Genomic DNA, 25,596 nt, shown 5'->3' on the forward strand with positions numbered 1-25,596 from the left:
GCCGGCACGTCCTAGAGAATCCCCGGAGCGTAGCTTTGATGCGGCCACATACTGTTTTCGCGCCCCGCGCGATGTTGAAATTTGCAGCCTTTGGCCTCGCAACGACCCTGATCCTCCCACTCAACGCGACCTCGGCGCTCGCGCTCAGCGAGATCAAGCGCGAGGAGATCCCGGCGCCTGTGACCCCGCCCAAGCCGGCAACCTCGGAGACGATGCCCGAAAACTCGGTTCCGATGCCGGACCCGATCCAGAAGCCGTCGGCAACCGACGCCGAAGAGCTACCCGCCGACCAGCAGGACGAGCCGCTGGATGCAGCACCGGGCGAGGCCACGGGCCCGGCCGCGCCGCACCTCGACAATGACGGCCCTCTGCCCGAGATCGTCCATGACCTCAGCCGCCTGCCCGAGCCGGTGAGCCGCATGCGCAACCTGCTCGTCGAGGCGGCCAAGACCGGCGACATCGAAAAGCTCAGGCCGCTGATCGGCACGGGCTCGAACATGCCGCAACTGTCCTTCGGCGACATCGAAGGCGACCCGATTGCTTTCATCAAGGGACTTTCGGGCGACGGCGAAGGCCAGGAAATCCTCGCCATCATGGAAGAGGTTCTGAATGCGGGCTATGTCCACCTCGGCGAAGGCACCGAGGAAGACCTCTATGTCTGGCCCTATTTCTTCGGCATCCCGCTCGACAAGCTCGACGCGCGCCAGAAGGTCGAGCTGTTCAAGATCGTGACGGCCGGCGACTACGAGGACATGAAGCAATACGGCGCCTATGTCTTCTACCGCCTGGGCATCACGCCCGAGGGAAGCTGGGCCTTCTTCGTCGCTGGCGATTGATTCTTTTTCCTTCTGCTCGCCTGCGGGAGAAGGAGCCCTTAGAGGCGGCTGACGGGCGGTTTCGCGAGTCGGAATCAATGCTCAGTGGCACGGGTGCGCGATGCGCCTGTGGTAGGGTACCATTTGCCCCCGATGCTCCCCCGTCACGGCATGGATTCCCGACACTCTCCGCTCGTTTCACTCGCTCACGAAGTCGGGAATGACGGAGTGCGAGGAGCGCAGCCGCCAATCAGCGTTGACGAATAGTCGAGAGGTCTCGGTAGCCCTCATGGTGAGCCTGTCGAACCACGAGGGCGCTAGGTCGTGGGTTCGTGCTCCGTGTCGCTGGCCCAAAATCCGTGGTTCGACAGGCTCACCATGAGGATTTTGGGCTGGCCGAGACATCCCGGCAGGGACGGGGCAACCCGCAATCCGTCATTCCCGACCTCGTGAGCGAGGAACGAGCGGAGAGTGTCGGGAATCCATGCCGTGAAATCGCCGAAGTCAGATCCGGCCGAAAAACAGAACTGGCCGACCGGGCATCTGCCCCACCCGGAGGTCCGCCCCACCAGGGCAGATAGAAGTGCTACCGCACCACTGCTTCCGAAAACTCCACCGCCCTGCCCTGCGACGGCGTGACGATTTCAGCTTCCCACATCACGCGGGTGCCGCGGATGATGGTGCCGACCGGCCAGCCGGTGACCTTCTTGCCGTCATAGGGCGTCCAGCCGGCCTTGGAGCCCGCCTGGGCGTTGGTGATGGCCTCGGTGCGCTTCATGTCGACGACGGTGAAGTCGGCATCGTAGCCGGCGGCGATGCGGCCTTTGCGCGCCATGCCGAAGATGCGGTTCGGGCCGTGGCTCGAAAGGTCGACGAAGCGCTCCAATGTCAGCCGACCGGCGTTCACATGGTCGAGCATGATCGGCACCAGCGTCTGCACCCCGGTCATGCCCGAAGGCGAGGCCGGATAGGGCTTTGCCTTCTCTTCCAGCGTATGCGGCGCGTGGTCGGAACCGAGCACGTCCACCACGCCCTGGCTGATGCCGTGCCAGACGCCGTCGCGATGGCGGGGAGCCCGCACCGGTGGGTTCATCTGGATCAGGTTGCCGAGCCGCGCATAGTCGTCCGACGACAGGGTCAGGTGATGCGGCGTCGCCTCGCAGGTGGCGACATCCTTGTGGTGCTCGAGGAAGGCGATCTCTTCTGCCGTGGAGATGTGCAGCACGTGAATGCGCGCGCGAGTCTCATGGGCAATGCGCACCAGCCGCTCGGTGCACTGGAGCGCCGCGATCTCGTCGCGCCAGACCGGATGCGAGGACGGATCGCCCTCGACGCGTTCACCGAGGCGCTCGCGCAGGCGGAACTCGTCCTCGGAGTGGAACGCCGCACGGCGGCGCGTGTTGCGCAGGATGGAGGCCACGCCCTCGTCGTCCTCTACCAGCAGGTCGCCGGTCGACGAACCCATGAACACCTTGATGCCGGCAGCGCCCGGCAGGCGCTCCAGTTCGGCGACGTCCTTGGCATTCTCGCGCGTGCCGCCGACCCAGAAGGCGAAGTCGCAATGCATACGCGCGCTGGCGCGGCTCACCTTGTCGGCAAGCGCTGCTTCGCTGGTGGTCAGCGGGTTGGTGTTGGGCATCTCGAACACTGATGTGACGCCGCCGAGGACCGCCGCGCGCGAACCGGTCTCAAGGTCTTCCTTGTGCTCCAGCCCCGGCTCGCGGAAATGCACTTGGCTGTCGACCACGCCGGGCAGGATGTGCAGGCCGCGGCAGTCGATCGTCTCGCCGGCCGAAGCGGCAGAAAGGTCGCCGATGGCTGCGATCCGGCCATTGGTCACGCCGACGTCGCGGACGCCTGTGCCGTCCTGGTTGACGACGGTGCCGCCCTTGAGGATGAGATCGTAGGTCGTTGCCATGTCGCGCCTGCCCTTGTGTGGGAATTGCCAGCGGCTTACGTAATGGCTCTCCGAAATGCAAGATCAGGCTAGCCCTCGCCCATGCCGACAACCCGTCTTACAGACCGCGCCGTCATTGCCGTTTCCGGGCCGGATGCAGAGCATTTCCTGCAAAACATCCTGACCGTCGATCTCGGCGCGCTTGGCCAGCGAGAAGCCAAGCCCGGCGCATTGCTTAGCCCCCAGGGCAAGATCATGTTCGATTTCCTGGTCTCGCGCTGCGGCGAAAATGCGCTCCGCCTCGAATGCCGGGCCGACATATCAGACGATTTCGTCCGCCGCCTGATGCTCTATCGGCTCCGCGCCAAGGCAGACATTTCCAAGCAGGATCAAGCTGATATCGCTGTTTCATGGCAAGCTGATTCAGCCGCCTCGCATGCCGATTCAACTGTCCGCGACAGCCGCTTCCAGCCACAGATCCTTCGCCACTATGGCGCTGCACCCACGTCCGACGCCACCGAGGCCGACTGGCACGCCTTCCGCATCGTGAGCGGCGTCGCCGAAAGCGGCTCCGACTATGCGCTCGGCGATGCCTTCCCGCATGACGTGCTGCTCGACCAGACGGGCGGCGTCGGCTTCAGGAAGGGCTGCTTCATCGGCCAGGAAGTCGTCTCGCGCATGCAGCATCGTGGCACCGCGCGCCGCCGCGTCCTGCTCGTCTCGGCCGCCTCGCCCCTCCCCGCACCCGGCACCGACCTCGTTTCCGGCGGCAAGGTTGTGGGCACGCTCGGCTCGGTCTCGGACACCCGCGGCCTCGCAATCGCCCGCATCGACCGTGTCAAGGCGGCACTCGACGCGGGCGCCGAGATCACCGCCGGCGAGGCAGCGGTGACACCGGCAATCCCCGCCTGGGCGAGCTTCACCTATCCGGAGGCCGCAAGCGCGGAAGACGCCTGATGGGCGACCGTCCCGGCGCCCCGGCGCGTGCCTGGCAGCGCATGCTGTCGGGCCGACGCCTCGACCTGCTCGACCCCTCGCCACTCGACGTCGAAATCGTCGACATCGCCCATGGCCTCGCCCGCGTCGCCCGCTGGAATGGCCAGACCTTTGGCGACCATGCCTATTCAGTGGCGCAGCACTCGCTGCTGGTCGAGGAGATTTTCCGCAAGTTCGTGCCGGGTGCCTCACCCGAGGCGCAACTACTCGCTCTCCTCCATGACGCGCCCGAATATGTCATCGGCGACATGATCTCGCCGTTCAAGTCGGTCGTCGGCGGTGGCTACAAGTCCTGCGAAGAACGGCTCCAGAGCGCCATCCACCTGCGCTTCGGCCTCCCCGCTGCGATCGCCCTGGGCCTCAAGAAGGACATCAAGCGCGCCGACCAGATCGCGGCCTATTTCGAGGCGACCCAACTCGCCGGCTTCTCGGTCGCCGAGGCGACGCAGTTCTTCGGCCGCCCGCGCAACATCACCCCCGACGGGCTCGATCTTGCCCCGCAACCAGCAAGCCGAGTGCAGAAGGCGTTCCTCGAGCGATTCGAGGCTATCGAGAAGCTGCGGGCGAGCAGAGCATGATCCCGAAAAGTGGACGCCGGTTTTCGGGCAAGATCATGCTCCACTAAAAATGCCTATGCCGGCGGGATGAAAGGCTGGCTGATCTCCTGGAATAGTGCCATGGCCTCGAGCCGCGCGGCATCTGCGGCAAGTGCCGGGAGATCCGTCATCGACAGAAGCCCTTGATGCGCATCGTTGATGAAACGCAGCACCATGGCAACGGCGATGTCGGCATGGCCGATGCGGTCGCCGAACCAGTAATCGCTGCTCCTCTTGCTGCGCTCCGCTTCAAGCACTTCGAGAACTGACGATATCTGCGTGCGGCAGCGTTCGACCCAGACCTCCGACACGTGCGTGTGCAGCCGCTTTTCGTAAAACAGGCTGACTGCCTTTTCGCCCACGCCCATCGCCAGAGACGCGATCTTCAGCGCCTGGTGGCGCGCCGGCTCGGCGGCGGGGAACATCGCCTGACCGGCGGGCGCCAGGCTGTCGAGATAGTCGAGGATGATGTGGCTTTCGATCAGCACCTCGCCATTGTCGAGCACCAGCGTCGGCACCCGCGTCAGCGGATTGTAGGCCCGGATCTTGTCGGCATCGCCAAAGGCCGACCATGGCTCATGCCTGAAGGGCAGGCCGTAGAGCCTGAGCGCAATGCCGACGCGGCGGACGAAGGGTGAGTCGAACTGGCCAATGAGAATCATGGGATGCCTTCCGGATCGCAGGTCCAGCGATACTACACGAGGCAACATCCCGATCCAGAAGTCGCTCCGCCAGTTGTTTAGCGCATCGGCCCGAAGATTAGATTCGATTTTCGGAAAGCACGATGCGCAGATTCAGCAACTTAGAGCGCCCCTGTCACCAAACCGTTGCGGCCGCGTAGGGTTTGCACCAGAAGAATGAACCATTCCGCATCGGGCGAGGCTGAGTCGTGACCCTTGGTGATGTGTCGCTGTGGCAATATCTCGTCGTGGCTGCGGTGTCGTTCGGCGCCGCGACCATCGGCGGTGTCACAGGCTACGGCACTGGCCTGCTTCTGCCGCCAGTCCTCTTGCCGATCGTCGGGCCCGAAGCCGTCGTTCCAATCATCAGCGTCGCGGCATTGATGACCAATGGAAGCCGCCTCGCCGCCTTCCGGAGCGATTTCGACCGTGGCAAGGCGCTGGCCGTCGGCTGCTTCGCCTTTCCCGCCTGTATTGCGGGTGCCTATGGCTACACGCTGCTTTCAGGCCCCGGCATCACACTGTTGATCGGCTCGGTGCTCATTGTGCTGGTGCCGCTTCGCCGCCTGCTCCTGCGTCGGCAGCGGCATCTGAATGGCGCGAGCCTGAATGCCGCTGGCCTTGGCTACGGGCTGCTGGCCGGCGGCACTGCCGGCTCAGGTGTCGTGCTCATCACCATCCTGCTCGCAGCCGGGCTCAGCGGCACCGCTGTGGTCGCCACCGACGCCGGCATATCCATGACGCTCGGCCTCGCCAAGATACTGGTATTCCAGTCCTCCGGCTTCCTGCCCCTGTCATCGGTCGCGCTAGCGCTGCTCATCGGCGTCTGCGCGACCCCAGGCGCCTTCGTCGCCAAACGCCTGACGTCTGGCCTTACCAACCGCGCTCACATCGCCATCCTCGACGTTGTCGTGGTGGCGGGCGGCCTGCTTCTGATCGTCCAGGGACTTCGCAACAGCGGCTGATGTTCAGGTGGCGTCATACCGCCCAAACGGCAACCCGCGTCCCCCGAAGGCTTCCGCAACGGAAGTCGACCTTGGCCCTACTTCCCGTTGCGCTCCAGCCGGTCGAGGAACCATTGCGTCAGCCGCACCCAGACCTCGTCCTTCTCGCCGGAATCCTCGACGCCGTGGTCGAGATTGGGGTTGTCGTTGACCTCGATGACGAACACGCCGTCCTTGGTCTCCTTGAGGTCGACACCATAGAGCCCGTCGCCGATGCAGCTCGCGGCGCGCACGGCGGTGTCGATGACGTGGGCCGGCGCATCCTTCAGCGTGAAGGTCCTGATGCCGCCCTCCACCGGTTTGCCGCCGCCATTGTGGTTGACGATCTGCCAGTGCTTCTTGGCCATCAGATAGTGGACGGCAAACAGCGGCTGGCCGCCAAGCACGCCGACGCGCCAGTCATAGTCGGTCGGCATGAATTTCTGCGCGATCAAAAGGTCGGAATCCTCGAGCCAGGCGGTGGCGAGGCTCTTCAACTCCTCGAAGTCCGACGCCTTCTTGACGCCGCGCGAGAACGAGCTGTCGGGGATCTTCAGCACCAGCGGAAAGCCGAGCGTGTCAGCCGCCAGTTGCAGGTCGGCTGGCCCCGCTATCATGACGGTCGGCGGCACCGGCACGTTGTTGTGGGCCATCAACTCGTTGAGATAGACCTTGTTGGTGCAGCGGATCATCGACAGCGGGTCGTCGATAACAGGCATGCCCTCCTGCTGGGCCCGGCGGGCGAAGCGGTAGGTGTGGTTGGAGATCGACGTCGTCTCGCGGATGAACAGCGCGTCGTAGTTGGCAAGCTTGGCCAGGTCCTTCCTGGTGATCGGCTCGACCTCGACGCCCATCTTCTCGGCGATGCGGGCCCAGTGGCGCAGCGACGAGATCTGCGACGGCGGCAATTGCTCGTTGGGGTCGATCAGCGTGGCGAAGGTGTAGCGCGACGGCGTGCGCGCCTTGGTGTCGCGCCATTCGCGGCTGGTGTAAGTGTCGAGGGCGGCGACGAAGCGCTTCTTGTCGGCGTCGTCAAGCCGCCCGAGGGCTGCGAAACCGATCTTGTGGATAGTGGCCCACTCGCCATCCTTGATCGTGACTTCCAGGGCCGGCGCGCGGAACCAGTCGAACAAAAGCTTGGCGAAGCGGTCCCAGGCCTTGGACGGGCCGATGCCGAAGAAGACCGTCACCTTGGCCGGAAACGTGCCGCCCAGATCCTTGCGGCACTTGTTGAGCGCCAACTCAAGTTCCGGTAGCGCGTTCTCGTAGAGCTTGCGCTCGGACAGGTCGATCATCGTCTCGACCGACGGGATCACCTTGTGTCCGCGCGAGCCGGCCAGCAGCGAGGCGTAGTAGCCGCGGCTCTGGTAGTCGTAGCGGTTGGACAGGTTGATGACTTTCGGCCGCTGGCCGCGAAACAGCGCCGGATGGGCAAGGTAGTCGCGGTTGGTGATGATCTTGTGCGGCGTCGCGGTCTGGTCGAGGTCGCTTTGCCGGCCGGTGAGTATGACCCAGGTCATGTCTTGTCGGGCTTTCCGAGGATGATCGCGGCGCGCAGGCCATTGCGGCCGAATTGCGCCATGCGCATGAAGATATCGTAGGGAACGGGGATATTGGCCGCGTCGGACGCCGTCTCGCGCTGCTCGTCTTCGATCCAGGGGTCGTGGATCAGGATGTGGCCACCATCGTCGCCGATGGCCAACACCCAGTGCGGCACCTTTTTGCCGAACATCAGGAAGCCCGAGATCAGCACCAGCGCCAGCCTGCCCTCGGCGAGCCGCGCCCTGATGTCATCCAGCACGAACGGATGATAGGTCACCGGGATCGCGTATTTTTCGGCGCGGTTGCGAAAATCGGCCTGCGCCAGTTCCATGACCCGGCGTTTTTCTTCACTGCGCACCGACTGCAGGAACAGCGCTCCCTCCGCCGACACGAAAATCTCGGTGCCGAGCCCGGCCTCATGTGCCGCGACTGCCAATCCAAACGGCTCGCAGCCGCCAGGCCCCGACATCATGAAGATCGTCGTCGCCTCGCGCCACAGCCGCACTTCCATGACAGGATCGGGCACGAAGCTGCGGTCGAAATTGGCCATCGCCATCATCAGGCAGCAGGGCCCGCAGGTGAAATCGCAGGTCTGGGCGTAGAACGGCACTTTTGTCGCGATCGGCACGTCGCCGCGCAGCGTCTTTTCGTAGCGCAGCGCGGTCATGCCGTCCTCGTAGTAGTCGGCCTCGTGCCCGATCCTGCGGTAACCGTTCTGCTCGTAGAGGCCGATGGCGCGGGCGTTGTCCTCGCGCACCTCGAGGCGCAGCATCATGCGCCCATGCTCGTAGGCGACATGCTCGGCCGCATCCAGAAGGCGCCGGCCGATACCCTTGCCGGCGAAATCGGGTGCGATGGCGAAGGAATAGAGCCTAGCTACGCCGCTGCCCTTGCGGAACAGCACCATGGCGTATCCGGCAACCCGGCCCTCGCATTCGGCGACGAGCGCTTCGGCGGTCTCGTGGTCGATCAGTTGGCGGAAGGAGCGGCGCGAAATCCGGTCGCCCTCAAAGACGGCGTTCTCGATGGCGCAGAGCGCATCGACGTCTTCAGCGCGGGCCGTTCGAATGTCGGCAGCCATGCGGACCTGAGAACCTCGGCTGGGCGGGAGGAGCCCTGAAGGAACCTGCGAAGCGCTCATGCGCATGCATAGCAGCGCAGTCACGCCTCGATTCGGGCCTTATTGTGACATGGCGCAGGGGTGGTCGGGGATATAATTCTCGGGGGTATTTATGCCCAGGGAAGTGCCTGCCGTGCGCATCGAAAGCTCATTGCGCCCTACCCGGCTCCTGAAGGCCCGTGGCTACTCAGCCGCCACGGCATGGATTCCCGACACTCTCCGCTCCCTACGGTCGCTCACGAGGTCGGGAATGACGGAAAATGGGGGCGTTCCCGCCAACCTCCAACGTCGGCTGTTTACACGGGCGCAGGCGTCGAAGATTGACGGAAACAACTCATCAAGCTCGTCATTCCCGACCTCTTGAGCGAGCAACGCGAGCGGAGAGTGTCGGGAATCCATGCCGTAACGGTCAAGGCGCCACTGAGCCATCAGGAAACCTGCCCCCGGCAACTTGACGCGCCGACGTCACACCCGACGCGGCACAGCTTACGACTGCGTGATCCCCGCCCCCGCCAGCAATTGCCTGTAGGCATCCTTGGCGACCACGCTCAACACATCCGACGGCAGCGTACCGACGATGGCACAGCCATAACCCTCGTCCTGCCAGTAGATCGCCTGCGGTCCACCGCCTTCTAGCACGTAGGTGCCCTTGGTACGCTCGGTGCCTTCAGTGGTGACATAGACCGAGATGCGGTTGCCCTTGTCATCGGCATAGAGCATCAGCGCCGCGGTACTGGTGCCGGCAGGAACCAGTCGGCCGCCAAGCAACTGGAAGCCCTCGCTGCTGAGATCGGGTGCCACCAGCTTGAGACCCGTTCGCTTGGACAGCCAGCCCGTCAAATAGGCCTTGTCGGAGCCATCCACCTCAACAGGACGCGTCTGGTCGGCGGCAAAGGTCTGATGCGCTGATATCGCCAGCTCGGCCATGCGGTCATCGGACTCGTCGGCGTTGTTCACTCCGAGGAAGTATCCGCCCACCCCGCCAAGCAGCACAAGCACCGCCGCAGCCGCCGCCATGCGCCAACGCTGCGATGCAGGCTTGCGGCTCGGTGCATCGCCATTGACGGCGCTCTCCAGCCGAAACGGTACCGGCTCGTCGAGCACGCCGTCGAAGACACCGCGCAACATCGCATCGTCGGTAGCGTAGCGCTGGCTCCTGGCCTTCATGTCGGGATTGGCCTCGAGCCAGGCCTGGAATGCCGCGCGTTCGTCCTCGGGCAGTTCGCCATCGAGCGCCAGGTGGATGTCACGTTCGCTGTAGAGACGTGCATTCATCTCTCGACGATCCTTATCGACCTGCGCCGCGCCTGGTCATCGAGCAGGGCGCGCAACTCCTCACGGCCACGCGAGATGCGCGACATCAGCGTTCCCGCCGGAATACCCAGCATCGTGGCCGCCTCGGCATAGGAAAAACCTTCGATCGCCACCATCACCAGTGCTGCGCGCCGGTCGGGGCTGATCGCCTGCAAGGCGTTGATGATCTCGCGCGAGGCGACGCTCTCGGCCTGCGTGGCAGGCGTCGCCAGCGCCTCGTCGGCATCGATCGGCAGCATCGAGGCCTCGCCGCGGCGGCCGATCTTGCGCATGTTGTCGATGAACAGATGGTGCATGATCGTAAACAGCCACTTCCTCGGGCTTTCCTCCGTGCGCCAGTTGTCCAGACGGACGAGCGCGCGTTCGAGGCAATCCTGGACGAGGTCGTCGGCGGCATCGCGGTCGCGCAACAGCGCCCGCGCATAGCGGCGCAGGCGCGGAATTTCATCCAGTATCGCTGCCTTCTTCTCGTCCATGACCGCCGATCGCAAGTCACCCTCGCTGTTTGCCGATTGAACGCGCCTTATCCGCGCGGCGCAAGTGCCGCGCGGATAGCGCCCATCGTGCTTGGGGTTCCCTGCCGGCCCAGCCATCCGAGCATACAACTAACGCGTGTCGCTTGGATTCTATTCCCGAACCATCAGAAACATTGACGCATTGGCCAAAACCTATTGATTGTGAAGATCGCCGAGGATCGGATAAAAACTCCGCTCCTTTAGGAGAAACGGCGATGACGGCAGCGGCTGTGAACACCCGGTCCGGTTCTAGCGTGCCTTGGCTGATCATCACCTGCGGCTGCCTCATCGCAGCCCTGACCTTCGGTCCGCGCTCGGCCATGGGCTTCTTCCAGTTGCCGATGCTTGCCGAAAAGGGTTGGGACCGCACCACCTTCGGTCTCGCCATGGCGATCCAGAACCTGTTCTGGGGCCTCGGTCAGCCGATCTTCGGCGCGCTCGCCGACAAATTCGGCAGTTGGCGCGTGCTCACGCTCGGCGCCTTGCTCTATGCGCTCGGCCTCTACATGATGGCCCACGCCGACAGCGCCACCATGCTGCATGTCAGCGGCGGCGTGCTGGTCGGCCTCGGCGTCGCCGCCGGCTCCTTCAGCATCGTGCTCGCCGCCTTCGCCCGGCATACCTCGCCCGAGCGGCGCAGCATGGTCTTCGGCATCGGCACCGCGGCGGGCTCCGCCGGCATGTTCCTGTTCGCCCCCATCAGCCAGGGGCTGATCGACGCCTATGGCTGGTCGGACACGCTGGTCTACATGTCCGTCGCCATGCTGGTCATCCCGGTCCTTGCCATCCCGCTTGCCGGCAACTCCCGTTCAGGCAAGGTTTCGCTGGCCGAAATCGACCAGACGCTTGGGCAGGCACTGTCGGAAGCCTTCGCCCACAAGAGCTACCTGTTGCTGGTCTCCGGCTTTTTTGTCTGCGGCTTCCAGGTCGCCTTCATAACCGCCCATTTCCCAGCCTATATCCGCGACATCGGCATCGATGCCCGCTATGCGGTGATCGCGCTGGCGCTGATCGGCTTCTTCAACATCATCGGCTCGCTCGCCTCGGGCATCATCGGCCAGAAATACTCCAAGCCGCATTTCCTCGCCTGGATCTATCTGGCCCGCTCGGCGCTGGTGGCGGCCTTCCTGTTGCTGCCGCAGACGCCGACCAGCGTCATCGTCTTTGCCATCATCATGGGTCTGTTGTGGCTGTCGACCGTGCCGCCGACCAACGGGCTCGTCGCCATCATGTTCGGCACCCGCCATCTCGGCATGCTCGGCGGCATCGTCTTCTTCTCCCACCAGATCGGCTCGTTCCTCGGCGTCTGGCTCGGCGGCTACCTCTACGACCATTTCGGAAGCTACGACCCGGTCTGGTGGCTGGGCGTGGCGCTCGGCCTGTTTGCCGCCGCGGTCCACTGGCCGATCAAGGAGCGTCCGGTGGAACGGCCGCTCGCGCTGGCTCCGGCGGAGTAACGCCGCAGGGCTAACCACGCTCAGGCCAGATCTGTCTGGGAAAAGTCGTTGCCCTTGTAGAGGAGCGCCGTCTTCAACGCCCTGGCGCAGGCATAGGCAAAGTAGTCGCCGAAATTGAGACCGGCCGGATGGCCGACCACTTTGCCATAGCATGTGCCTGCCTCGATGGCAGCGGAACCAATCTCGCTCGAAAGTGACAGTTCCCGCGCCTGAATTTCGGTGACGAAGCCATCGAAGAGTTCCCACGCCTTGGCGACGAGGTCCGGAGTCGTCTTGCTGCCGGTCACTTCGGCCGCTGCACGTGCCACGGCCACAACCGCTTCGAAGCGCACCATAGGTGAGACATTGCGCTCACCGGCGAACTCACTGAGCCGCTTGACCAGCTCTTCCCAACCCGGCTCCTGGTTGATGATGGCGACGATCACCGATGCGTCGACGAACATCACTCATCGCCCCACATCTCATCACTGAACCTTTTCATGTCGAATTGGCGATTGGGCAGGCCGATCTCGGTAGCCCTTGCCTGCAGCCTGGCCAGCCGTTCTGCCAGCGGCACCTTGGCGCGATTGCGCTCAAGTTTGTGCAGAAGCGCGGTGCGCACCGCCTCGGTCTTGCTCGCAGCGCCGGAGACGGCCTGCAACTCAGCAGCCAGGGCGTCGACTTCATTGTCGCGGATATAGAGCGGCATCTGAATATCCCTTCTGGATATTCAGATGCGCCCTGACGCATACACGTTCAATCGCATCGAAAGCGGGCGTGGCTCGCAAGCCCGCCTTCGACACAAGGCTGCTGGCGCTAGAACTTGTAGTTCAGGCCGGCCTTCAGCGTGTTGCTGTCGAGTTCCTTGACATTCCGGCCCCCGCCGACGACGTCCGAGCGCACCTTGCCGTAGTCGACATGGTTGTATTCGACCTTGGCCGAGACCTTGTCGGTCAGCGCCTGCTCGACGCCAGCGCCGAGCAGCAGACCGCCTTCCCAGTTGGAGCCGGAGGTCACGTTGCGCCTGGCGTCGAACTTGGTGACGCCATAACCGGCCGTGCCGAAGACGAGGGTGCGGTCGAACGCGACGCCGGCGCGCGCCTTGGCCGCCAGATCCCAGTGGCGCTCGAGTTCTGCGCCGCCGCCGATCTTGTGGCGCGTGCCGGTCGAGTAGCTGCCGTCCACCTCGGCGCCATAGACGACCTGGCCGGACTGGAAGTTCATGCCGGCCTGGCCGCCGAGTTGCCAGCCGGTCTTCTTGGACAGCGGGTTGGGGATATCGGCGTTCGAGATACCGACATTGCCGCCGGCATATACGCCGGACCAGTCATGGGCGCCGGACGAATCCGACTGCTCATAGTAGCCGGACGCCATGTCCGCCGCGATTGCGGCGGCCGGCGCGGTGAAAGGCACAAGGCCAGCGAACATGACGAAAAACAGATGCCGCTTGGACATGATTGAATGCTCCGAAATTGCTTGGAGCCGCGCGGCCAAAGGCTTTGCGACCCGTTGACGGGTATCGGAACGGCGGCATCGGGAAAAAGAAACACGCCGGAACGAATCCCGTGCGCCATGTCATTGGCGCGAGCGGAACTTGGCTCCAATCCATTGCCGAAACATGGCGCAATTTGAATAAAATCGGAAATTGGCCGGCAATCTTCCAGTAAGCTTAACAATGACTTAATGCGCGGAAGAAGATCTACCGCGCCGCCCGCGACAGCAGGCGCTGGTAGAACAGCCCGATGCCGATCAGCACCCCGCCCAGCCCGATGAAGGACAGCGCGCGCAGCACGCCCTGAAGTTCGGACATGTCGAACAGGAAGACCTTGGCGACGGCGATCGAGATCAGCGCCGCCGAGGCGACGCGCAGCACCTGCGATCTCAGCGTCACGCCGGCAACCAGCAGGGCGACGCCCATGGCAAGCCACAGCGCCGAATAGGAATAGGTCTCGACCTGACCGAGTCCGGCCCACAGTCCGATATGTTCGCCCTGGAACAGCCGCCTCAGCGACAGCGTGGCATAGGCAAAGACGAGCAGGATGGCGACCAGAGCCAGCATCGCCGAATACCATGGCGGCCGCTTCCCCCGCGTGTAGAGCGCCAGCGCACCGGCAGCCACCGCCGGCAGCAGATAGGCCAGGAACAGAAGGTTGAAGAACGGGATCCGCCCCGTGCCCTCGTCCGTGAACAGCGGGTTCAACACGAGGAAGTGCTGGGCCAGGATGGCGAGCACCGATAGCACGCCCAGGCCGAGCGAGCCGTAGCGCAGCACCGAACTTGGCGCGCGCATGTCGAGCGCCACCATGATGCCCGCGCCGCCAAGCGTGATCAGCGTGTAGATCGCCTGCTCAGCCAGCGTCGGTGTATTGGCGGTGATGACCCCGACATTCATCGCATGCCTGACCAGCATCGCCACCGTCAACAGCGCAAACAGTGCGGCCACTGCCTCCATCACCAGCCGCGGCCGGCCACCTGTGGTGCGGGCCAACTGCCAGGCGGCGAAGCCGAAGGCGAGCGCCGGGATGCCGTAGCCTGATAGCAGCCAGTTGAACACCGGCGTGCGGCCGAGCGCGTTTGCGCCGACGATGGTCGGATCGAAGGCAACGCGCACCAGCACCGCGACCGCGGCGCCAACGCTCAGCCAGCCGAGCACCGGATAGGCGCGCAGCCGGGTGGCCAGCGCCGGCAGCACCGCCGAGGCGCCGAGCAGCACGGTGGTCAGGCCTGAGCCGAAACCCATGTGCAGCGCGACCAGCAGCGCCACCCCTGCCCCGCCAAGCGCGAAGGAAACCGCTGGCCCACCCTGCAGCGGCGGCTCTTCGCCCCGCGCCAGCCACTCGCCGCCGGCCGCGAACGCCACCACCATTGCAGCCGCGATCAACGCCCGGACCAGGTCGCGGTCGGGATTGCCATAGGCCAACCACAGCGAGAACAGTATGACCAGCGGCACGGCCACGCCCCAGCCGGTCCAGACTGCGGCACGCCAGGGCGCGGAAACCTGCATGCGCCGCGCGTTCCAAAAACCCGCGCCGGCAAAGACCAGCCCGAGCACCCAGCCGATCCGCGTCAGCGTCGAACCGGCCAGCTCGATCGGCAGGCCCTCCACCGTCAGGCTGCCGATCGGCAGGTCGAGTTCGAAGGTGCCGCCAACCGCGTTGCGCAGATAGACCAGCACCACGGCACTTCCCGCCGCGAAAAGTAGCGCCAGCGCGGACGGGCGGTAGAGCGCAACCGCCAGCAAGCCGAGCAACAGTGCCGCTCCGCGCAGCGGTCCGCCAAGCACGACATAGGTCGGATGAATGAACAGCATCAGCGCCGTCACCGCGACGAAGAAGGCGGGCACAAAAGACGGCCAGTCGAGTGCGGCATCGTCCGGTTCGTGGCCGCGTCCGAGCCAGAGCAGTGCGAGCACCAAAAGTGTCGCCGCGCTGATGAACAGGACGACCGTGAAGTTGGCCAGCGGCGCGTCGGCGAGATAGAGCAGCGTCCACAGGCCGGTGCCGACGAAGGCCGCCCCCATCAACAGCGACCACCGGCGTGTCCACGCCACCGCCGCCGTCGCAGCCAGCACGATGGCGAGGTAGCCGAACAGCGCCCAGATGTTGGGGGCTGTGGACGAAATCAGCGCCGGCGTCAGCATCGCACCGAGCAGGCCGAGACCGGCCAGCGCCTGTCCGTGCGCCAGGGCCGCGGCAATGGTGGCAACGCCGATGATGCCCAAAAGAACGAAGGCCGCCCCTGGACCGATGAAGCCGTAGAGCCCATGCGCGGCATAGACCGTGCCGAACAGGGCAAATGCGCCCGCCGCCGTCAGGATCGCCGGGATATAGGCGCTGCCGCCGCCCTCGACCGGCACGCGGTAGCCGGTGCGGCGTATGAACTCGCCGCCGCCGACCAGCACCAGGCCGAGCGCTGCTGCCATGGTCAGGCGCGCGCCGGGTCCGAAGAAGCCGGATGCGATCGAATGGCGGATCAGGAACACGGCACCGATGGCCAGCGCCAGTCCGCCGACCCAGACCGCCCAGCGCGTGCCGAGCGCAGTCTCGATGTCGGGTCTTGGAGCCGGTTCGGCGGTCGCCGCCTCGGACGCCTCGAGGAGAGCCGTTCCGGCCGCGGCCGGCTCGGCCGCTTCGGCTGCTGCAGCAGCTGGTTCCGCGCGCAGGGCGGCAGGCACGATCTCGGCGACCGTCGCCGCTGGCGCCTCGGGCGATGCGACACCGGCCGCTGCTTGGCCTTGCTCCGCCTTAGGCGCGGGCACAACGCCCGACAGCACCAGACCGCGCAACGCCCCCAGCTCGCGTTCGAGCAGGTTGAGCCGCTTCTGCTGCCGGGAGGCAATGACAAGCAGCACAACGATCGCGACAATGCCGAGAAGGCTCTCAAACATGGCCAGTTCCCCTCAGATCGCCCGGCTCAGCATATAGCGCCCGGGCCAGGCAGAGAAGAATGGCCAAGGAAAAGCTCGACTTCCCTCATGCGGCCGTCCCTCCGTGGGAAATGGCGCGGGCGGCGTAGTATTTCCTGAGCGCCGTCATCATCCCGGCCCGCGCTTCGGGCGCGCTCATGCCGCGTGGCTCATAGACATGGCGGGCAAAAAAGAAGCTGGTCAGCCGGAACGCATCCTCGACCGCTGCCAGATCAGCCCCCTGCCGTGCGCCCTGCCGCAGGAACACAGGCAAAGACAAGAGCTTGTCTCGCCACGGCTCGCCGGCTGCGCGCGACACGGCACGCCCCGATTTCGGCGACACATAGGTCAGCTCCTCGCGGCTGCCGGTGGCCGCGCATTCCGTAAGATCGAGGCCGAAGCCGAGCTCTTCCAGCACCAGGAGTTCGAACCGCACCACCAGTTCGCCGACGCTGTCGGCGTCGTCGAGATGCTCGATCATGATCGCCAATGTCTCGTAGAGGCCGGCATGCGGGTCGCGCTCCGGCAGGAGCCTCAGATGCGCGGCCAGCGTCTGCAGCGCATAGACGGCAACGGCACTGTCGATCAGCCGTGCCGCATTGAGCTCGATCGGCTCGGCCTGGAAGGTGCCGAGATGCTCGTCGAGCCGCGCCCGCCAGACCAGGTCGACGCGGTTGCCGGCCTGCAGCACCGGCTGCTGCTTGCGCGAGCGGCCGCCGCGCACCATGCCCAGATGCCGGCCATGCGCACGCGTCATCACCTCGAGCACGGCGCTGGTTTCGCCGTGCCTGCGGGTGCCAAGGATGATTCCTTCGTCGCGCCACTCCATGGCCGGACCATCAGCCGGTTGGGCGGCGAAATCAAGAACTATGGCGCGCGGGCGCTCCCCGCGATCAGGCCCGCTCTTCCCAGACCTTGGCCAGTTCGACGATGGTCGCCACCGCCTTCTCCATGTCCTGGCGACTGACCCATTCGAGCGGCGAGTGGAAGGCGTGGCCGCCGGCAAAGATGTTGGGGCATGGCAGTCCCATGAAAGACAGCCGCGAACCGTCGGTACCGCCGCGGATGCTGCCGCGCACCGGCTCCATGCCGGCACGTCGGATGGCCTCCAGCGCGTTGTCGACGATCTCGGGATGGCGGTCGAGCACCACCTTCATGTTGCGGTACTGGTGCTTGACCTCGAAGCCGTACGTCGAGCCGGGAAAACCCTTCATGACGTCCTTGACGATCGCCTCGAGCATGGCCTCCTTCTCGGCGAGGCCCTCGTCGCGGAAATCGCGGACGATCAGGCTGATGGTGGCGCTGTCGAGCGAGCCGGTCACCCCGGTCGGATGAACGAAGCCCTGGCGGCCGTCGGTCGTCTCCGGCGCTTGATCCTTCGGCAGCCGGTCGATGATGGCACCGGCGATCTTGATGGCGTTCTCCATCCGGCCCTTGGCGAAGCCGGGATGGATCGCCACGCCCTGGATCCTGATCTCCACGCCGTCGGCCGAAAAGGTCTCGTCCTCGAGGGTGCCGGCCGTCTCGCCGTCCATAGTGTAGGCGAAGTCGGCCCCGAGCTTTTCGAAATCGACCTTGTCGACGCCCCGGCCGATTTCCTCGTCCGGCGTGAACAGGATCTTGATCGTGCCGTGGCGGATATCTGGATTGTCGACCAGGACCTGCGCCGCAGCCATGATCTCGGCAATGCCCGCCTTGTCGTCGGCGCCCAGCAGCGTCGTGCCGTCGGTGGTGATGATGTCGTTGCCGATCTGGTTCTTCAGTTCCGAATGCTCGCTGACCTTGATCACCCGCTCGGGATTGCCCGGCAGCACGATGTCGCCGCCGGCATAGTTGCGCAGGACCTGCGGCTTGACGTTGGTGCCGGTGAAATCGGGCGCGGTGTCCATGTGCGAGCAAAAGCAGATGACCGGCACCGGCTTGTCGACATTCGACGGAATGGTCGCATAGACATAGCCGTGCTCGTCGAGATGCGCATCATTGAGCCCCATGGCCAGCAGTTCGCCGACCAGCACGCGGCCGAGATTCTTCTGCTTGTCGGTCGACGGCTGCGCCTGGGATTTCGGGTCCGATTGGGTGTCGATGACGACATAGCGCAGGAAACGGTCGGTCACGGTGTCGGTCATGGCAAGCTCCAATTCAGCGGCGTTGCCCTGCTATAGCCTCCGCAACGGCCGGCGTGAATGCGTTTTGCGGGACCGAGGCGTTGTGCCAGCGGAAGCCAGCATTCGAGCCGTTGCTGATTATCGAGCAGCAGCACAAGAAGAAATTGATCGTCACATTCGGGCCATCATTCCCACCCGTCCGCAACGTGACGTGACGTGATCGCAACTTCTTCGATCGGGACAGGCAATGAGATGAGGCAATGTTTGCCTCCCCTGCATATGGCCTGTCCCGACATTTGAAGACCGAGTTTAGCCCTTGGGCAGGTAGGAGAGCGTACCAGCGAGATCGGTGTCGTCGATCAACTGGAAGCGGCTTTCGCTGCCTCTCTGGCGTGCCATCATGAAAGGCGCGTAGCCTGGGTCATTGACGAAGGCCATCGCATGTTGCGCCGTCGGGAATTGCAGGATGGCAATGAGCGAAGTCTCGAGAGGCTGCCCCTCAAGGGTCTTCACATTGCCGCTGCGCGACAGATATTTGCCGCCGTGCTTGTGCACGAATTCATGAACCGAAGCCGCGTACTCCGGAACCCAACCATCGTTCGTCACTTTGATGTCTGCGATCAAATAGGCTGACATTGTCTTCTTTCCTGTTTGGTTTGACAGACACGGGGTGTTCCGTGACCGTCTCCATACCTCACAGGAAAGCGTGCCAGGCCTCCAGTCCGGAAACTGGAGCGGCCGGTACGGCTTCTGGACTGGCTGAAGGGGGGATTTAGGCATAGCGTCCAGTATCAACCATTTCGAGGATACCGAAATGACCCAGGCTGGATACAAGCAGTTCTGCCCGCTGGCCATGGCCGCTGAAATGCTGTGTTCGCGGTGGACAATGGTGCTGTTGCGCGAACTCGTCGCTGGCACAACACGCTTCAATGATTTGCGGCGCGGCGTTCCGAAAATGTCGCCAACCCTTCTGTCGCAACGATTGAAGGAGTTGGAAGCGGACGGGATCATCGAACGTCGGGCGCTGAAGTCGGAGGCTGGCGTCTACGAATACCACCTGACCGAGTCCGGAAGGGATCTTCGCCAAGTCATCGAAGCGATGGGCTTTTGGGGGCAGAGATGGGTCGAGGCCAGACAATCGCTCAAGAATCTAGATCCGTCGCTGCTGATGTGGGATATGCGGCGCAATCTGAACCCCTTGCCGCTACCCGACAGGCGCACGGTGATACAGTTTCTGTATCCGGAGCTACCGCTCTCCAAACGGTTCTGGTGGCTGGTCGTCGAACCGCATGGTGAGGTTGATCTTTGCTGGTCCGATCCGGGTTTCGATGTCGATCTCTATGTGTCGAGCGACCTGCGCACGATGACCTCGATCTGGATGGGACTGACCACGGTCGCCAAGGAACGCGGGAAAGTCGTCCTGACCGGAGACCGTGGGCTGGCCGGCTCCATGCAGACATGGCTTGGGCTCAGCCCGTTTGCGGTTGAACCAAAACGCGTCGCTGCATAGGCACGATCACCCAGAGCGATCGGTGCGGAAAGTTCGAGTGATCAAGGTTGATGCCGTCGGCGGAGGGCCGAACTGACTGTGTTGCGTCCGGCCTTCAGATCGAAAGGGCCTCAGTGCGGGAACTCGAGCCTCATCTCACAATAGAACCCAGGCTCGTCTCCCTTACCGGTAGCCAGCCGACCCGTCATCGGGAAACAGAGCCCCCCAGCGCCGTATCGTCTCTCCGCTGCCTTCCAGCGTCGCTTCGAACTCAGCCGATGCCAGGACCGCATGCAAATGCAATTCCGACCGACCGATATTTCGGAACCCGTGCCTCCATTGCGCCGGAACGACCAAAGTCTGCCCGGCGGACATTTCCAGGGTTTCACCTTCCAGCCAGAACCCGGCGTCGCCGGCCATGACCGTCAGGACTTCCTCGACGGGGTGATGGTGGATCGGCGCGCCCGCCCCGGGCACCACCCACTGCTCAAAGATGCAAAGCTGCGAGGCACCGGCGCGGGCCGACACGAGCATGCGTGCCAGCACCCCCGCGCGCCATTCTTCGAGCGCATGATCGATATGAACCACAGCCTTCAAGAGAGCGTCCCCCTTGCGTCCGTTGTCCATGCAATGCGCGATGTACGATAAACCTCGCCGCGCATTCCAGCAACGAATTTCACAATCCAAAGCTGCAACTCAATGCAGTCCTGTCGTCCAGCGCCACGTGCCGTCTTCGCGACACTCGAGCACCGCATCATAGAAATCGTACGCCCCATCGGCTTCTCCGAAATTGACTGAGGTTGTCGAAACCTCGGAAAGTTCGCGCAGCACCCGATCAAGTTCTTCGGGGTCGAGAACAGCCTCGGCCTTTTCCAGGCAAACGAAACCCGGGGCTGCCAGGACAATGCTTGCGAGGGCCAGCAGTTGCTGCTCGCGCATGGTGAGCACCGCGGCCCAATCCTGCTCCGTGTCCAGCCCGCCTGCCAGGTCCCCGCCTGCCAGGTCTTTGACGCGTTCGATGCCGAGTTCGCCAAGCAGCTGGAAGATCCGCTCGTCGGAGATCTCACCCGCCCTGCCGGAAGGCACCAGGATTCCACGCAATGTCCCCGGAGACAGATAGGGTTGCTGCGGTACGAAGCTGATTTCGTCGGCGCCCGGGCGGACGATGCGCCCCGTGCCTTCGGATGGGATGCCCGCCGTTGCCCGGAACAATGCCATGCCCGCACTCTCATCGGATCCGGTGACGAGGATTCGAGAGCCGCGTGGCATCGATACCGACAGATCCTCCAGCAAAGGCGGGCCGCCCGGCGAGGACAGCAACGTCAGATGCTCGTAGGCGAGACGCCCCTCGGCCTCGACCATTTCGATTCCGCCTTCCGTCTTTGCCCCGACCTTTTCGATCGCCTCCAGCAGCGAGCTCAGGCGTGACACCACGGCCGCGAAGTTTGAGATCTGCTGAAACTGGGTGACGACAAACGAAAACGCCGCCACCAGGGTCGCGAACGCCGCGGCCGACTGGGTAATCACACCGAATTCGATCTCCCCGCGCATGAAGGCGGGGGCGATGATGAGTACAGGGATGATCTGGATCAGCCAGCTGTAGCCGGTGGTGAAGAGGCCGACATTGCGGTTGACGGCAGTGATGCGGCGGAAATTGGCAACGAGGTCATCGAGACGCTGCATCAGATTCACGCCCAACCGCTCTTCGCCACGCGACACGACGATCGCCTCGGCGTTTTCCCGCACGCCGATAAGGCCGCTCCGGAAGGTCGCCTCCTTGTCGAGCTGATCATAGTTGAGGTTGATCAGGGGGCGGCCCAGCATGATGATCAGGTAGGAGCCGCATGCCGCATAGAGGACGGCCACGACAAAGAGCAGCGGGCTGATCGTCCACAGGACCCCGGAAAAGGTCACGATCGTCAGGATGCTGTTCAGCATCATGATGCTGAAGGAGAGCGTCGTGACGGTGAACGCGCGGATGTCCTCCGCTATTCTCTGATCCGGGTGCGAAAGCTCCCCCGAAGCGTCGAGGCGATAATAGGCGCCCCCGGCGAGATACATTCCGACCGCCCGCCGCGTCAGGAACTCCCGCCAGAGCAGGGCAAGCCGCTCTTCGGCAAACCGGGCGAACACAGCAACCACCGTGGAGGCGGCGAACACACCGATGTAGAACAGCGCTTGCCGCATGAACTCGGCGGTCTGCTTCTCGGCGATTGCCGACATGAAGTTGCGGCCGACAAAGCTGTTGGCGACATTCAGGCCGCTGATGCCGAACAGTAGCGCGATGAGAACGGCAAACATCAATCTGGCCTTTCGGCCAAACTCGGAGCTGATGAACATGCCAACGGATCGTACGAAGCGGGCGGCGGTCAGCCGGAGCGAAGTTTGCTGTCGGTCCATCGTTCTCCCCATCGGCTGGCTCGAAGCGCCCCTTGAAGGCTCGGACTGACGGGCAGCTTATAGGCGACCCCAATTGCAGCGGTGGGCTGCGCGCGTGTCATACGCTCCACGTCAGTCGGGACAACTCAATCCTGCTCTCGGGTGCTACAGACGTCACGCGGGATGCTCCGGTTCGGAGCCGATCTTACTCCGATCCCGCTGAAAATTCGCGGTCGTCCACGCTTCAATGCGGCCGCGCCTTCGCCGATTCCGCAGCAAAAACGAAGGCATACGCGGCGCTCCCGTTCAGGGGGGCGCCGCGCTGTCTGTGAGACGTCGAACCGTTGGCCTGCAGGTCGAAAAAAGACCTTAGTGCGGGAACTCCAGCCCCATCTCGCGGTAGCGCTCGGGGTCGTTGCCCCAGTTCTCGCGTACCTTGACGAACAGGAACAGGTGCACCTTCTGCTCGAGGATGCCCGCAATCTCCATGCGCGAAGACTGGCCAATGGCGCGGATCGTCTCGCCCTTGTGGCCGAGCACGATCTTCTTCTGGCTGTCGCGCTCGACATAGATGACCTGCTCTATGCGCACCGAGCCGTCTGGCTTTTCTTCCCACTTCTCGGTTTCGACATGGGAGGAGTAAGGCAGTTCCTGATGCAGGCGCAGATAGAGCTTTTCGCGGGTGATCTCGGCCGCAAGCTGGCGCATCGGCAGGTCGGAGATCTGGTCTTCAGGATAGTACCAGGGTCCTTCGGGCAGGCGCTTGGCGAGGAAGTCGAGCAGGTCCTTGCAGCCCGACCCGGTCAGGGCGGAGACCATGAAGGTGCGCTCGAAATCGACGCGCTCGTTGGCCTCGGAGGTCAGCTTCAAAAGCGCCTCCGGCTTCACCCTGTCGACCTTGTTGAGGATCAGCATCTTGGGCTGGCGCACGTCCTTGAGCCGCTCGAGGATGGCGTCGGCGTCGCCACGGATGCCGCGCTCGGCGTCGATCAGCACCAGGATCACGTCGGCGTCCTTGGCCCCGCCCCAGGCGGTGGTCACCATGGCCGTGTCCAGCCGGCGCTTCGGCTTAAAGATGCCGGGGGTGTCGACAAAGACGATCTGGGCGTTGTCGTGGGTTGCGATGCCGCGCACGATGGCGCGCGTCGTCTGCACCTTGTGGGTGACGATCGACACTTTCGCGCCGACCAGCTGGTTGACCAGCGTCGACTTGCCGGCGTTCGGTGCGCCGAGCAGCGCGACAAAGCCGGAGCGGGTTGCAGCCATTTCGGGGCTGGCGGTCTCAGGGGCATCGGTCACGATGCGGTCTCCTCGTTCTTCCACACACCCTCGCGCACAAGCACGGTGGCGGCGGCGTTCTGCTCGGCCTCGCGCTTGGAGCGCCCAGTGCCGGTGGCAGGCAAAAATTCTCCGACCCTGACGCTGACCGTGAAGACGGGATCATGGTCGGGGCCGGTGCGGCTTTCAATCTGATAGGCGGGAACCGCGCTTGCGGCCTGGTGCGCCCATTCCTGCAATTCGGTCTTGGGGTCGCGGCGGGCCGCACCCACGGCCTCGGCGCGCGGCTTCCAGTATTTGTGGATGAAGCGCTTCGCCGCATCCAGCCCGCCGTCGAGATAGATGACGGCGATCAGCGATTCGAGTGCGTCGGCGCGCAAGTTGACCCGTTTGCGTTCAGCGAGATTGCGCACCTCGGAGCCGGCGCGGATCAGTTCGGCGAGGCCGATCTCGTCGGCGATCTGGGCAAGTGCTTCGGCATTGACCAGCGCATTGAGGCGCACCGAAAGCTCGCCTTCGGGCGCGTCCGGGAAATCCGCCAGCAGCATGTCGGCGATGACCAGCCCGAGCACCCGGTCGCCCAGGAACTCGAAGCGCTCATAGTCGACGCCGGCATTGGCGCTGCGTGCGCTGCCATGCGTCAGCGCCCGTTGCAGGCGCCGGTGGTCGCGGAAGATGTGGCCGGTGCGGAGTTGCAGCGCATCGGCGATTTCCGTGGCGGTGAGCCGTTTGCCAGCCATGCCTAGTGAACGGAGTTGAGCAGGCGCGAGGCGCGCATGTCGGACGGCCATTTCCAGATTTCCAGCGGGCTTGCGCCATTGGCGATCGAGAAGAAGATGATGTTGGCGCGACCGACGAGGTTTTCAGCCGGCACGTAGCCGACGTTGAAGCGGCTGTCGGTCGAGTTGTCGCGATTGTCGCCCATCATGAAGAAATGGCCTTCCGGCACGACGAATTCGCGCGTGTCGTCGCCGATCGAGTTCGGCGTCAGGTCGAGCGTCTCATAGGACACGCCATTGGGCAGGGTCTCGCGATAAACGTCGACCGGGCGGTTGACCTCGGTGATGTCAGGGTTGTCGATCTGGCCGACCTTCTCGCGCGGCACGGCTGTGCCGTTGATGTAGAGCACGCCCTCCTTCATCTGGATGCGGTCGCCGGGCAAGCCGACGACGCGCTTGATGTAGTCGAGCGAGGGGTTGGGCGGGAACTTGAAGACGACGACGTCACCGCGCTCGGGATCGGAGCCGAAGATGCGGCCCGAGAACAGGTTGGGCGACAGCGGCAGCGAATAGCGCGAAAAACCATAGGCCCACTTGGTGACGAACAGATAGTCGCCCTCGAGCAAGGTCGGACGCATCGAGCCAGACGGGATCGAGAACGGCTGGAACAGGAAGGTACGGATCACCAGCGCCAGCAGCAACGCCTGGACGATGACGCTCACGGTCTCGCCGAGACCGCCCGACTTCTTCTGTTTTTCAGCCACGCTCATATCGTCCTCGTTGCAGGTCGCGATGGTATAAGGGCTCGCACGCCCGGGGGCAATGTCTCAGCCGTCGGCAAAACCTTAAGATAGTGGCGGTTCTTCGACCGGCAGCGCCTCGATGATCACAAAGGCTTGTGCAAGGGGAAAATCGTCGGTGATGGTGACATGCACGACCGCCCGGTGGCCCTGCGGCGTCATCGCCGCCAGCCGCTTGGCCGCGCCGCCGGTCAGTTCCATGGTCGGCCGCCCGCCGGGCATGTTGACCACGCCCATCTCGCTCCAGAACACGCCCTCGGCGATGCCGCAGCCGAGCGCCTTGGAACAAGCCTCCTTGGCGGCGAAGCGCTTGGCGTAGGAGGCGACGCGCGCGCGCCGCCCTTCCGCCCGCTCTTGCTCGGCCGCGGTGAAGATGCGCGCGATGAAACGCTCGCCATGGCGCTCGATCGACTTCTCGATCCGCCTGATGTCGACGAGGTCGCTGCCGATGCCGATGATCATCTTTTGCCCCCTGGCGCGCGGCGCCAAAGCTGCCGGTCTCCCCCCTTGCGGGGGAGATGGCCGGC

General features: G+C 64.2%; 25 protein-coding genes. 6 read left to right on the forward strand and 19 right to left on the reverse strand.

The window, feature by feature from the left end; translation table 11 throughout:
* The first annotated feature begins 71 nt into the window (after positions 1-71).
* The gene (locus tag ABSY17_RS17730) at positions 72-836 is read left to right on the forward strand and encodes a hypothetical protein (protein WP_378943521.1); all 765 of its coding nucleotides are present in this window, start codon (positions 72-74) and stop codon (positions 834-836) included.
* 565 nt (positions 837-1,401) lie between these two features.
* Here ABSY17_RS17730 and ABSY17_RS17735 read toward each other — a convergent pair.
* Entirely contained in the window at positions 1,402-2,733 is a 1,332-nt protein-coding gene (locus ABSY17_RS17735) for a dihydroorotase (protein ID WP_378943523.1), read from the reverse strand.
* An 81-nt stretch (positions 2,734-2,814) separates the two neighbouring features.
* On the opposite strand from ABSY17_RS17735, the gene ABSY17_RS17740 reads away from it, so the two are divergent.
* A complete protein-coding gene (locus tag ABSY17_RS17740; protein WP_378943525.1) occupies positions 2,815-3,669 on the forward strand; it encodes a YgfZ/GcvT domain-containing protein in 855 nt (284 codons plus the stop codon).
* Positions 3,669-4,286, forward strand: coding sequence for a hydrolase (locus ABSY17_RS17745; RefSeq protein ID WP_378943527.1), 618 nt, complete (start codon positions 3,669-3,671; stop codon positions 4,284-4,286). Before ABSY17_RS17740 ends, ABSY17_RS17745 begins: the two co-directional genes overlap by 1 nt.
* A gap of 53 nt (positions 4,287-4,339) precedes the next feature.
* Here the strand turns inward: ABSY17_RS17745 and ABSY17_RS17750 are convergent, their stop codons facing one another.
* Positions 4,340-4,966 (reverse strand): glutathione S-transferase family protein, encoded by a 627-nt coding sequence (locus ABSY17_RS17750; RefSeq protein WP_378943529.1) that lies wholly within the window; start codon positions 4,964-4,966, stop codon positions 4,340-4,342.
* Positions 4,967-5,193: 227 nt separating this feature from the next.
* Here ABSY17_RS17750 and ABSY17_RS17755 point away from each other — a divergent pair, with 227 nt between their 5' ends.
* The gene (locus ABSY17_RS17755; RefSeq protein ID WP_378943531.1) at positions 5,194-5,949 is read left to right on the forward strand and encodes a TSUP family transporter; all 756 of its coding nucleotides are present in this window, start codon (positions 5,194-5,196) and stop codon (positions 5,947-5,949) included.
* A gap of 77 nt (positions 5,950-6,026) precedes the next feature.
* Here ABSY17_RS17755 and ABSY17_RS17760 read toward each other — a convergent pair whose 3' ends face one another.
* The 4 genes from ABSY17_RS17760 to ABSY17_RS17775 form a co-directional block, all read right to left on the reverse strand.
* Complete coding sequence (locus ABSY17_RS17760) at positions 6,027-7,487, reverse strand: RimK family protein (RefSeq protein ID WP_378943533.1); 1,461 nt, start codon at positions 7,485-7,487, stop codon at positions 6,027-6,029.
* Positions 7,484-8,590 carry a peptidase C39 family protein gene (locus ABSY17_RS17765; protein ID WP_378943535.1) on the reverse strand — a complete coding sequence of 369 codons (1,107 nt, stop codon included), beginning with the start codon at positions 8,588-8,590 and terminating at the stop codon, positions 7,484-7,486. The genes ABSY17_RS17760 and ABSY17_RS17765 overlap by 4 nt, the downstream gene beginning before the upstream one ends.
* Positions 8,591-9,115: 525 nt before the next feature.
* Positions 9,116-9,904, reverse strand: coding sequence for an anti-sigma factor family protein (locus ABSY17_RS17770; protein ID WP_378943537.1), 789 nt, complete (start codon positions 9,902-9,904; stop codon positions 9,116-9,118).
* Positions 9,901-10,419 (reverse strand): sigma-70 family RNA polymerase sigma factor, encoded by a 519-nt coding sequence (locus ABSY17_RS17775; protein WP_378943539.1) that lies wholly within the window; start codon positions 10,417-10,419, stop codon positions 9,901-9,903. The genes ABSY17_RS17770 and ABSY17_RS17775 overlap by 4 nt, the downstream gene beginning before the upstream one ends.
* 254 nt (positions 10,420-10,673) lie before the next feature.
* On the opposite strand from ABSY17_RS17775, the gene ABSY17_RS17780 reads away from it, so the two are divergent.
* On the forward strand, positions 10,674-11,915 hold the full coding sequence (locus ABSY17_RS17780; protein WP_378943541.1) for an MFS transporter: 1,242 nt from the start codon (positions 10,674-10,676) through the stop codon (positions 11,913-11,915).
* Positions 11,916-11,935: 20 nt separating this feature from the next.
* Here ABSY17_RS17780 and ABSY17_RS17785 read toward each other — a convergent pair whose 3' ends face one another.
* The 7 genes from ABSY17_RS17785 to ABSY17_RS17815 form a co-directional block, all read right to left on the reverse strand.
* Complete coding sequence (locus ABSY17_RS17785; protein WP_378943543.1) at positions 11,936-12,361, reverse strand: type II toxin-antitoxin system VapC family toxin; 426 nt, start codon at positions 12,359-12,361, stop codon at positions 11,936-11,938.
* The gene (locus ABSY17_RS17790; protein ID WP_378943545.1) at positions 12,358-12,603 is read right to left on the reverse strand and encodes a type II toxin-antitoxin system VapB family antitoxin; all 246 of its coding nucleotides are present in this window, start codon (positions 12,601-12,603) and stop codon (positions 12,358-12,360) included. The genes ABSY17_RS17785 and ABSY17_RS17790 overlap by 4 nt, the downstream gene beginning before the upstream one ends.
* A gap of 107 nt (positions 12,604-12,710) precedes the next feature.
* Positions 12,711-13,349, reverse strand: coding sequence for an outer membrane protein (locus tag ABSY17_RS17795; protein WP_378943547.1), 639 nt, complete (start codon positions 13,347-13,349; stop codon positions 12,711-12,713).
* Between the two features lie 244 nt (positions 13,350-13,593).
* Positions 13,594-16,281 carry a DUF2339 domain-containing protein gene (locus ABSY17_RS17800; RefSeq protein ID WP_378943549.1) on the reverse strand — a complete coding sequence of 896 codons (2,688 nt, stop codon included), beginning with the start codon at positions 16,279-16,281 and terminating at the stop codon, positions 13,594-13,596.
* A gap of 85 nt (positions 16,282-16,366) precedes the next feature.
* Positions 16,367-17,128, reverse strand: a complete 762-nt coding sequence (gene recO, locus ABSY17_RS17805) for a DNA repair protein RecO (RefSeq protein WP_378943551.1) — start codon at positions 17,126-17,128, stop codon at positions 16,367-16,369.
* A gap of 64 nt (positions 17,129-17,192) precedes the next feature.
* Positions 17,193-18,425 (reverse strand): peptidase T, encoded by a 1,233-nt coding sequence (gene pepT / locus ABSY17_RS17810; protein WP_378943553.1) that lies wholly within the window; start codon positions 18,423-18,425, stop codon positions 17,193-17,195.
* Between the two features lie 288 nt (positions 18,426-18,713).
* Positions 18,714-19,040 (reverse strand): DUF1330 domain-containing protein, encoded by a 327-nt coding sequence (locus ABSY17_RS17815; protein WP_378943555.1) that lies wholly within the window; start codon positions 19,038-19,040, stop codon positions 18,714-18,716.
* Between the two features lie 178 nt (positions 19,041-19,218).
* Between ABSY17_RS17815 and ABSY17_RS17820 the strand changes: the two genes are divergently transcribed.
* Positions 19,219-19,914 (forward strand): winged helix-turn-helix transcriptional regulator, encoded by a 696-nt coding sequence (locus ABSY17_RS17820; RefSeq protein WP_378943557.1) that lies wholly within the window; start codon positions 19,219-19,221, stop codon positions 19,912-19,914.
* Positions 19,915-20,076: 162 nt separating this feature from the next.
* Here the strand turns inward: ABSY17_RS17820 and ABSY17_RS17825 are convergent, their stop codons facing one another.
* The 6 genes from ABSY17_RS17825 to acpS all read right to left on the reverse strand — a co-directional run bounded on the left by ABSY17_RS17825 (position 20,077) and on the right by acpS (position 25,531).
* The gene (locus ABSY17_RS17825; protein ID WP_378952819.1) at positions 20,077-20,481 is read right to left on the reverse strand and encodes a cupin domain-containing protein; all 405 of its coding nucleotides are present in this window, start codon (positions 20,479-20,481) and stop codon (positions 20,077-20,079) included.
* A gap of 108 nt (positions 20,482-20,589) precedes the next feature.
* Positions 20,590-22,293, reverse strand: a complete 1,704-nt coding sequence (locus tag ABSY17_RS17830) for an ABC transporter ATP-binding protein/permease (protein WP_378943559.1) — start codon at positions 22,291-22,293, stop codon at positions 20,590-20,592.
* 348 nt (positions 22,294-22,641) lie between these two features.
* Positions 22,642-23,538 carry a GTPase Era gene (gene era, locus ABSY17_RS17835; protein WP_378952822.1) on the reverse strand — a complete coding sequence of 299 codons (897 nt, stop codon included), beginning with the start codon at positions 23,536-23,538 and terminating at the stop codon, positions 22,642-22,644.
* Positions 23,539-23,567: 29 nt separating this feature from the next.
* Complete coding sequence (gene rnc / locus ABSY17_RS17840; protein WP_378943561.1) at positions 23,568-24,290, reverse strand: ribonuclease III; 723 nt, start codon at positions 24,288-24,290, stop codon at positions 23,568-23,570.
* Positions 24,291-24,292: 2 nt separating this feature from the next.
* Complete coding sequence (lepB, locus tag ABSY17_RS17845) at positions 24,293-25,039, reverse strand: signal peptidase I (protein ID WP_378943563.1); 747 nt, start codon at positions 25,037-25,039, stop codon at positions 24,293-24,295.
* Positions 25,040-25,114: 75 nt separating this feature from the next.
* Positions 25,115-25,531, reverse strand: coding sequence for a holo-ACP synthase (gene acpS / locus ABSY17_RS17850; protein ID WP_378943565.1), 417 nt, complete (start codon positions 25,529-25,531; stop codon positions 25,115-25,117).
* Positions 25,532-25,596 lie beyond the last annotated feature (65 nt).

The sequence above is a fragment of the Mesorhizobium sp. ANAO-SY3R2 genome (assembly GCF_042466635.1).
Taxonomy (GTDB): Bacteria; Pseudomonadota; Alphaproteobacteria; order Rhizobiales; family Rhizobiaceae; genus Aminobacter.

Excerpts from the sequence above, each read along its gene's own strand:
- ABSY17_RS17830 (WP_378943559.1), bottom strand. The coding sequence starts at position 22,293 with ATGGACCGACAGCAAACTTCGCTCCGGCTGACCGCCGCCCGCTTCGTA.
- ABSY17_RS17780 (WP_378943541.1), top strand. The coding sequence starts at position 10,674 with ATGACGGCAGCGGCTGTGAACACCCGGTCCGGTTCTAGCGTGCCTTGG.
- ABSY17_RS17800 (WP_378943549.1), bottom strand. The coding sequence starts at position 16,281 with ATGTTTGAGAGCCTTCTCGGCATTGTCGCGATCGTTGTGCTGCTTGTC.
- ABSY17_RS17790 (WP_378943545.1), bottom strand. The coding sequence starts at position 12,603 with ATGCCGCTCTATATCCGCGACAATGAAGTCGACGCCCTGGCTGCTGAG.
- ABSY17_RS17750 (WP_378943529.1), bottom strand. The coding sequence starts at position 4,966 with ATGATTCTCATTGGCCAGTTCGACTCACCCTTCGTCCGCCGCGTCGGC.
- recO (WP_378943551.1), bottom strand. The coding sequence starts at position 17,128 with ATGGAGTGGCGCGACGAAGGAATCATCCTTGGCACCCGCAGGCACGGC.
- ABSY17_RS17745 (WP_378943527.1), top strand. The coding sequence starts at position 3,669 with ATGGGCGACCGTCCCGGCGCCCCGGCGCGTGCCTGGCAGCGCATGCTG.
- ABSY17_RS17760 (WP_378943533.1), bottom strand. The coding sequence starts at position 7,487 with ATGACCTGGGTCATACTCACCGGCCGGCAAAGCGACCTCGACCAGACC.
- ABSY17_RS17765 (WP_378943535.1), bottom strand. The coding sequence starts at position 8,590 with ATGGCTGCCGACATTCGAACGGCCCGCGCTGAAGACGTCGATGCGCTC.
- ABSY17_RS17770 (WP_378943537.1), bottom strand. The coding sequence starts at position 9,904 with ATGAATGCACGTCTCTACAGCGAACGTGACATCCACCTGGCGCTCGAT.
- ABSY17_RS17775 (WP_378943539.1), bottom strand. The coding sequence starts at position 10,419 with ATGGACGAGAAGAAGGCAGCGATACTGGATGAAATTCCGCGCCTGCGC.
- pepT (WP_378943553.1), bottom strand. The coding sequence starts at position 18,425 with ATGACCGACACCGTGACCGACCGTTTCCTGCGCTATGTCGTCATCGAC.
- lepB (WP_378943563.1), bottom strand. The coding sequence starts at position 25,039 with ATGAGCGTGGCTGAAAAACAGAAGAAGTCGGGCGGTCTCGGCGAGACC.
- ABSY17_RS17740 (WP_378943525.1), top strand. The coding sequence starts at position 2,815 with ATGCCGACAACCCGTCTTACAGACCGCGCCGTCATTGCCGTTTCCGGG.
- ABSY17_RS17820 (WP_378943557.1), top strand. The coding sequence starts at position 19,219 with ATGACCCAGGCTGGATACAAGCAGTTCTGCCCGCTGGCCATGGCCGCT.
- ABSY17_RS17730 (WP_378943521.1), top strand. The coding sequence starts at position 72 with ATGTTGAAATTTGCAGCCTTTGGCCTCGCAACGACCCTGATCCTCCCA.
- rnc (WP_378943561.1), bottom strand. The coding sequence starts at position 24,290 with ATGGCTGGCAAACGGCTCACCGCCACGGAAATCGCCGATGCGCTGCAA.
- ABSY17_RS17815 (WP_378943555.1), bottom strand. The coding sequence starts at position 19,040 with ATGTCAGCCTATTTGATCGCAGACATCAAAGTGACGAACGATGGTTGG.
- ABSY17_RS17795 (WP_378943547.1), bottom strand. The coding sequence starts at position 13,349 with ATGTCCAAGCGGCATCTGTTTTTCGTCATGTTCGCTGGCCTTGTGCCT.
- era (WP_378952822.1), bottom strand. The coding sequence starts at position 23,538 with ATGGCTGCAACCCGCTCCGGCTTTGTCGCGCTGCTCGGCGCACCGAAC.
- ABSY17_RS17735 (WP_378943523.1), bottom strand. The coding sequence starts at position 2,733 with ATGGCAACGACCTACGATCTCATCCTCAAGGGCGGCACCGTCGTCAAC.
- acpS (WP_378943565.1), bottom strand. The coding sequence starts at position 25,531 with ATGATCATCGGCATCGGCAGCGACCTCGTCGACATCAGGCGGATCGAG.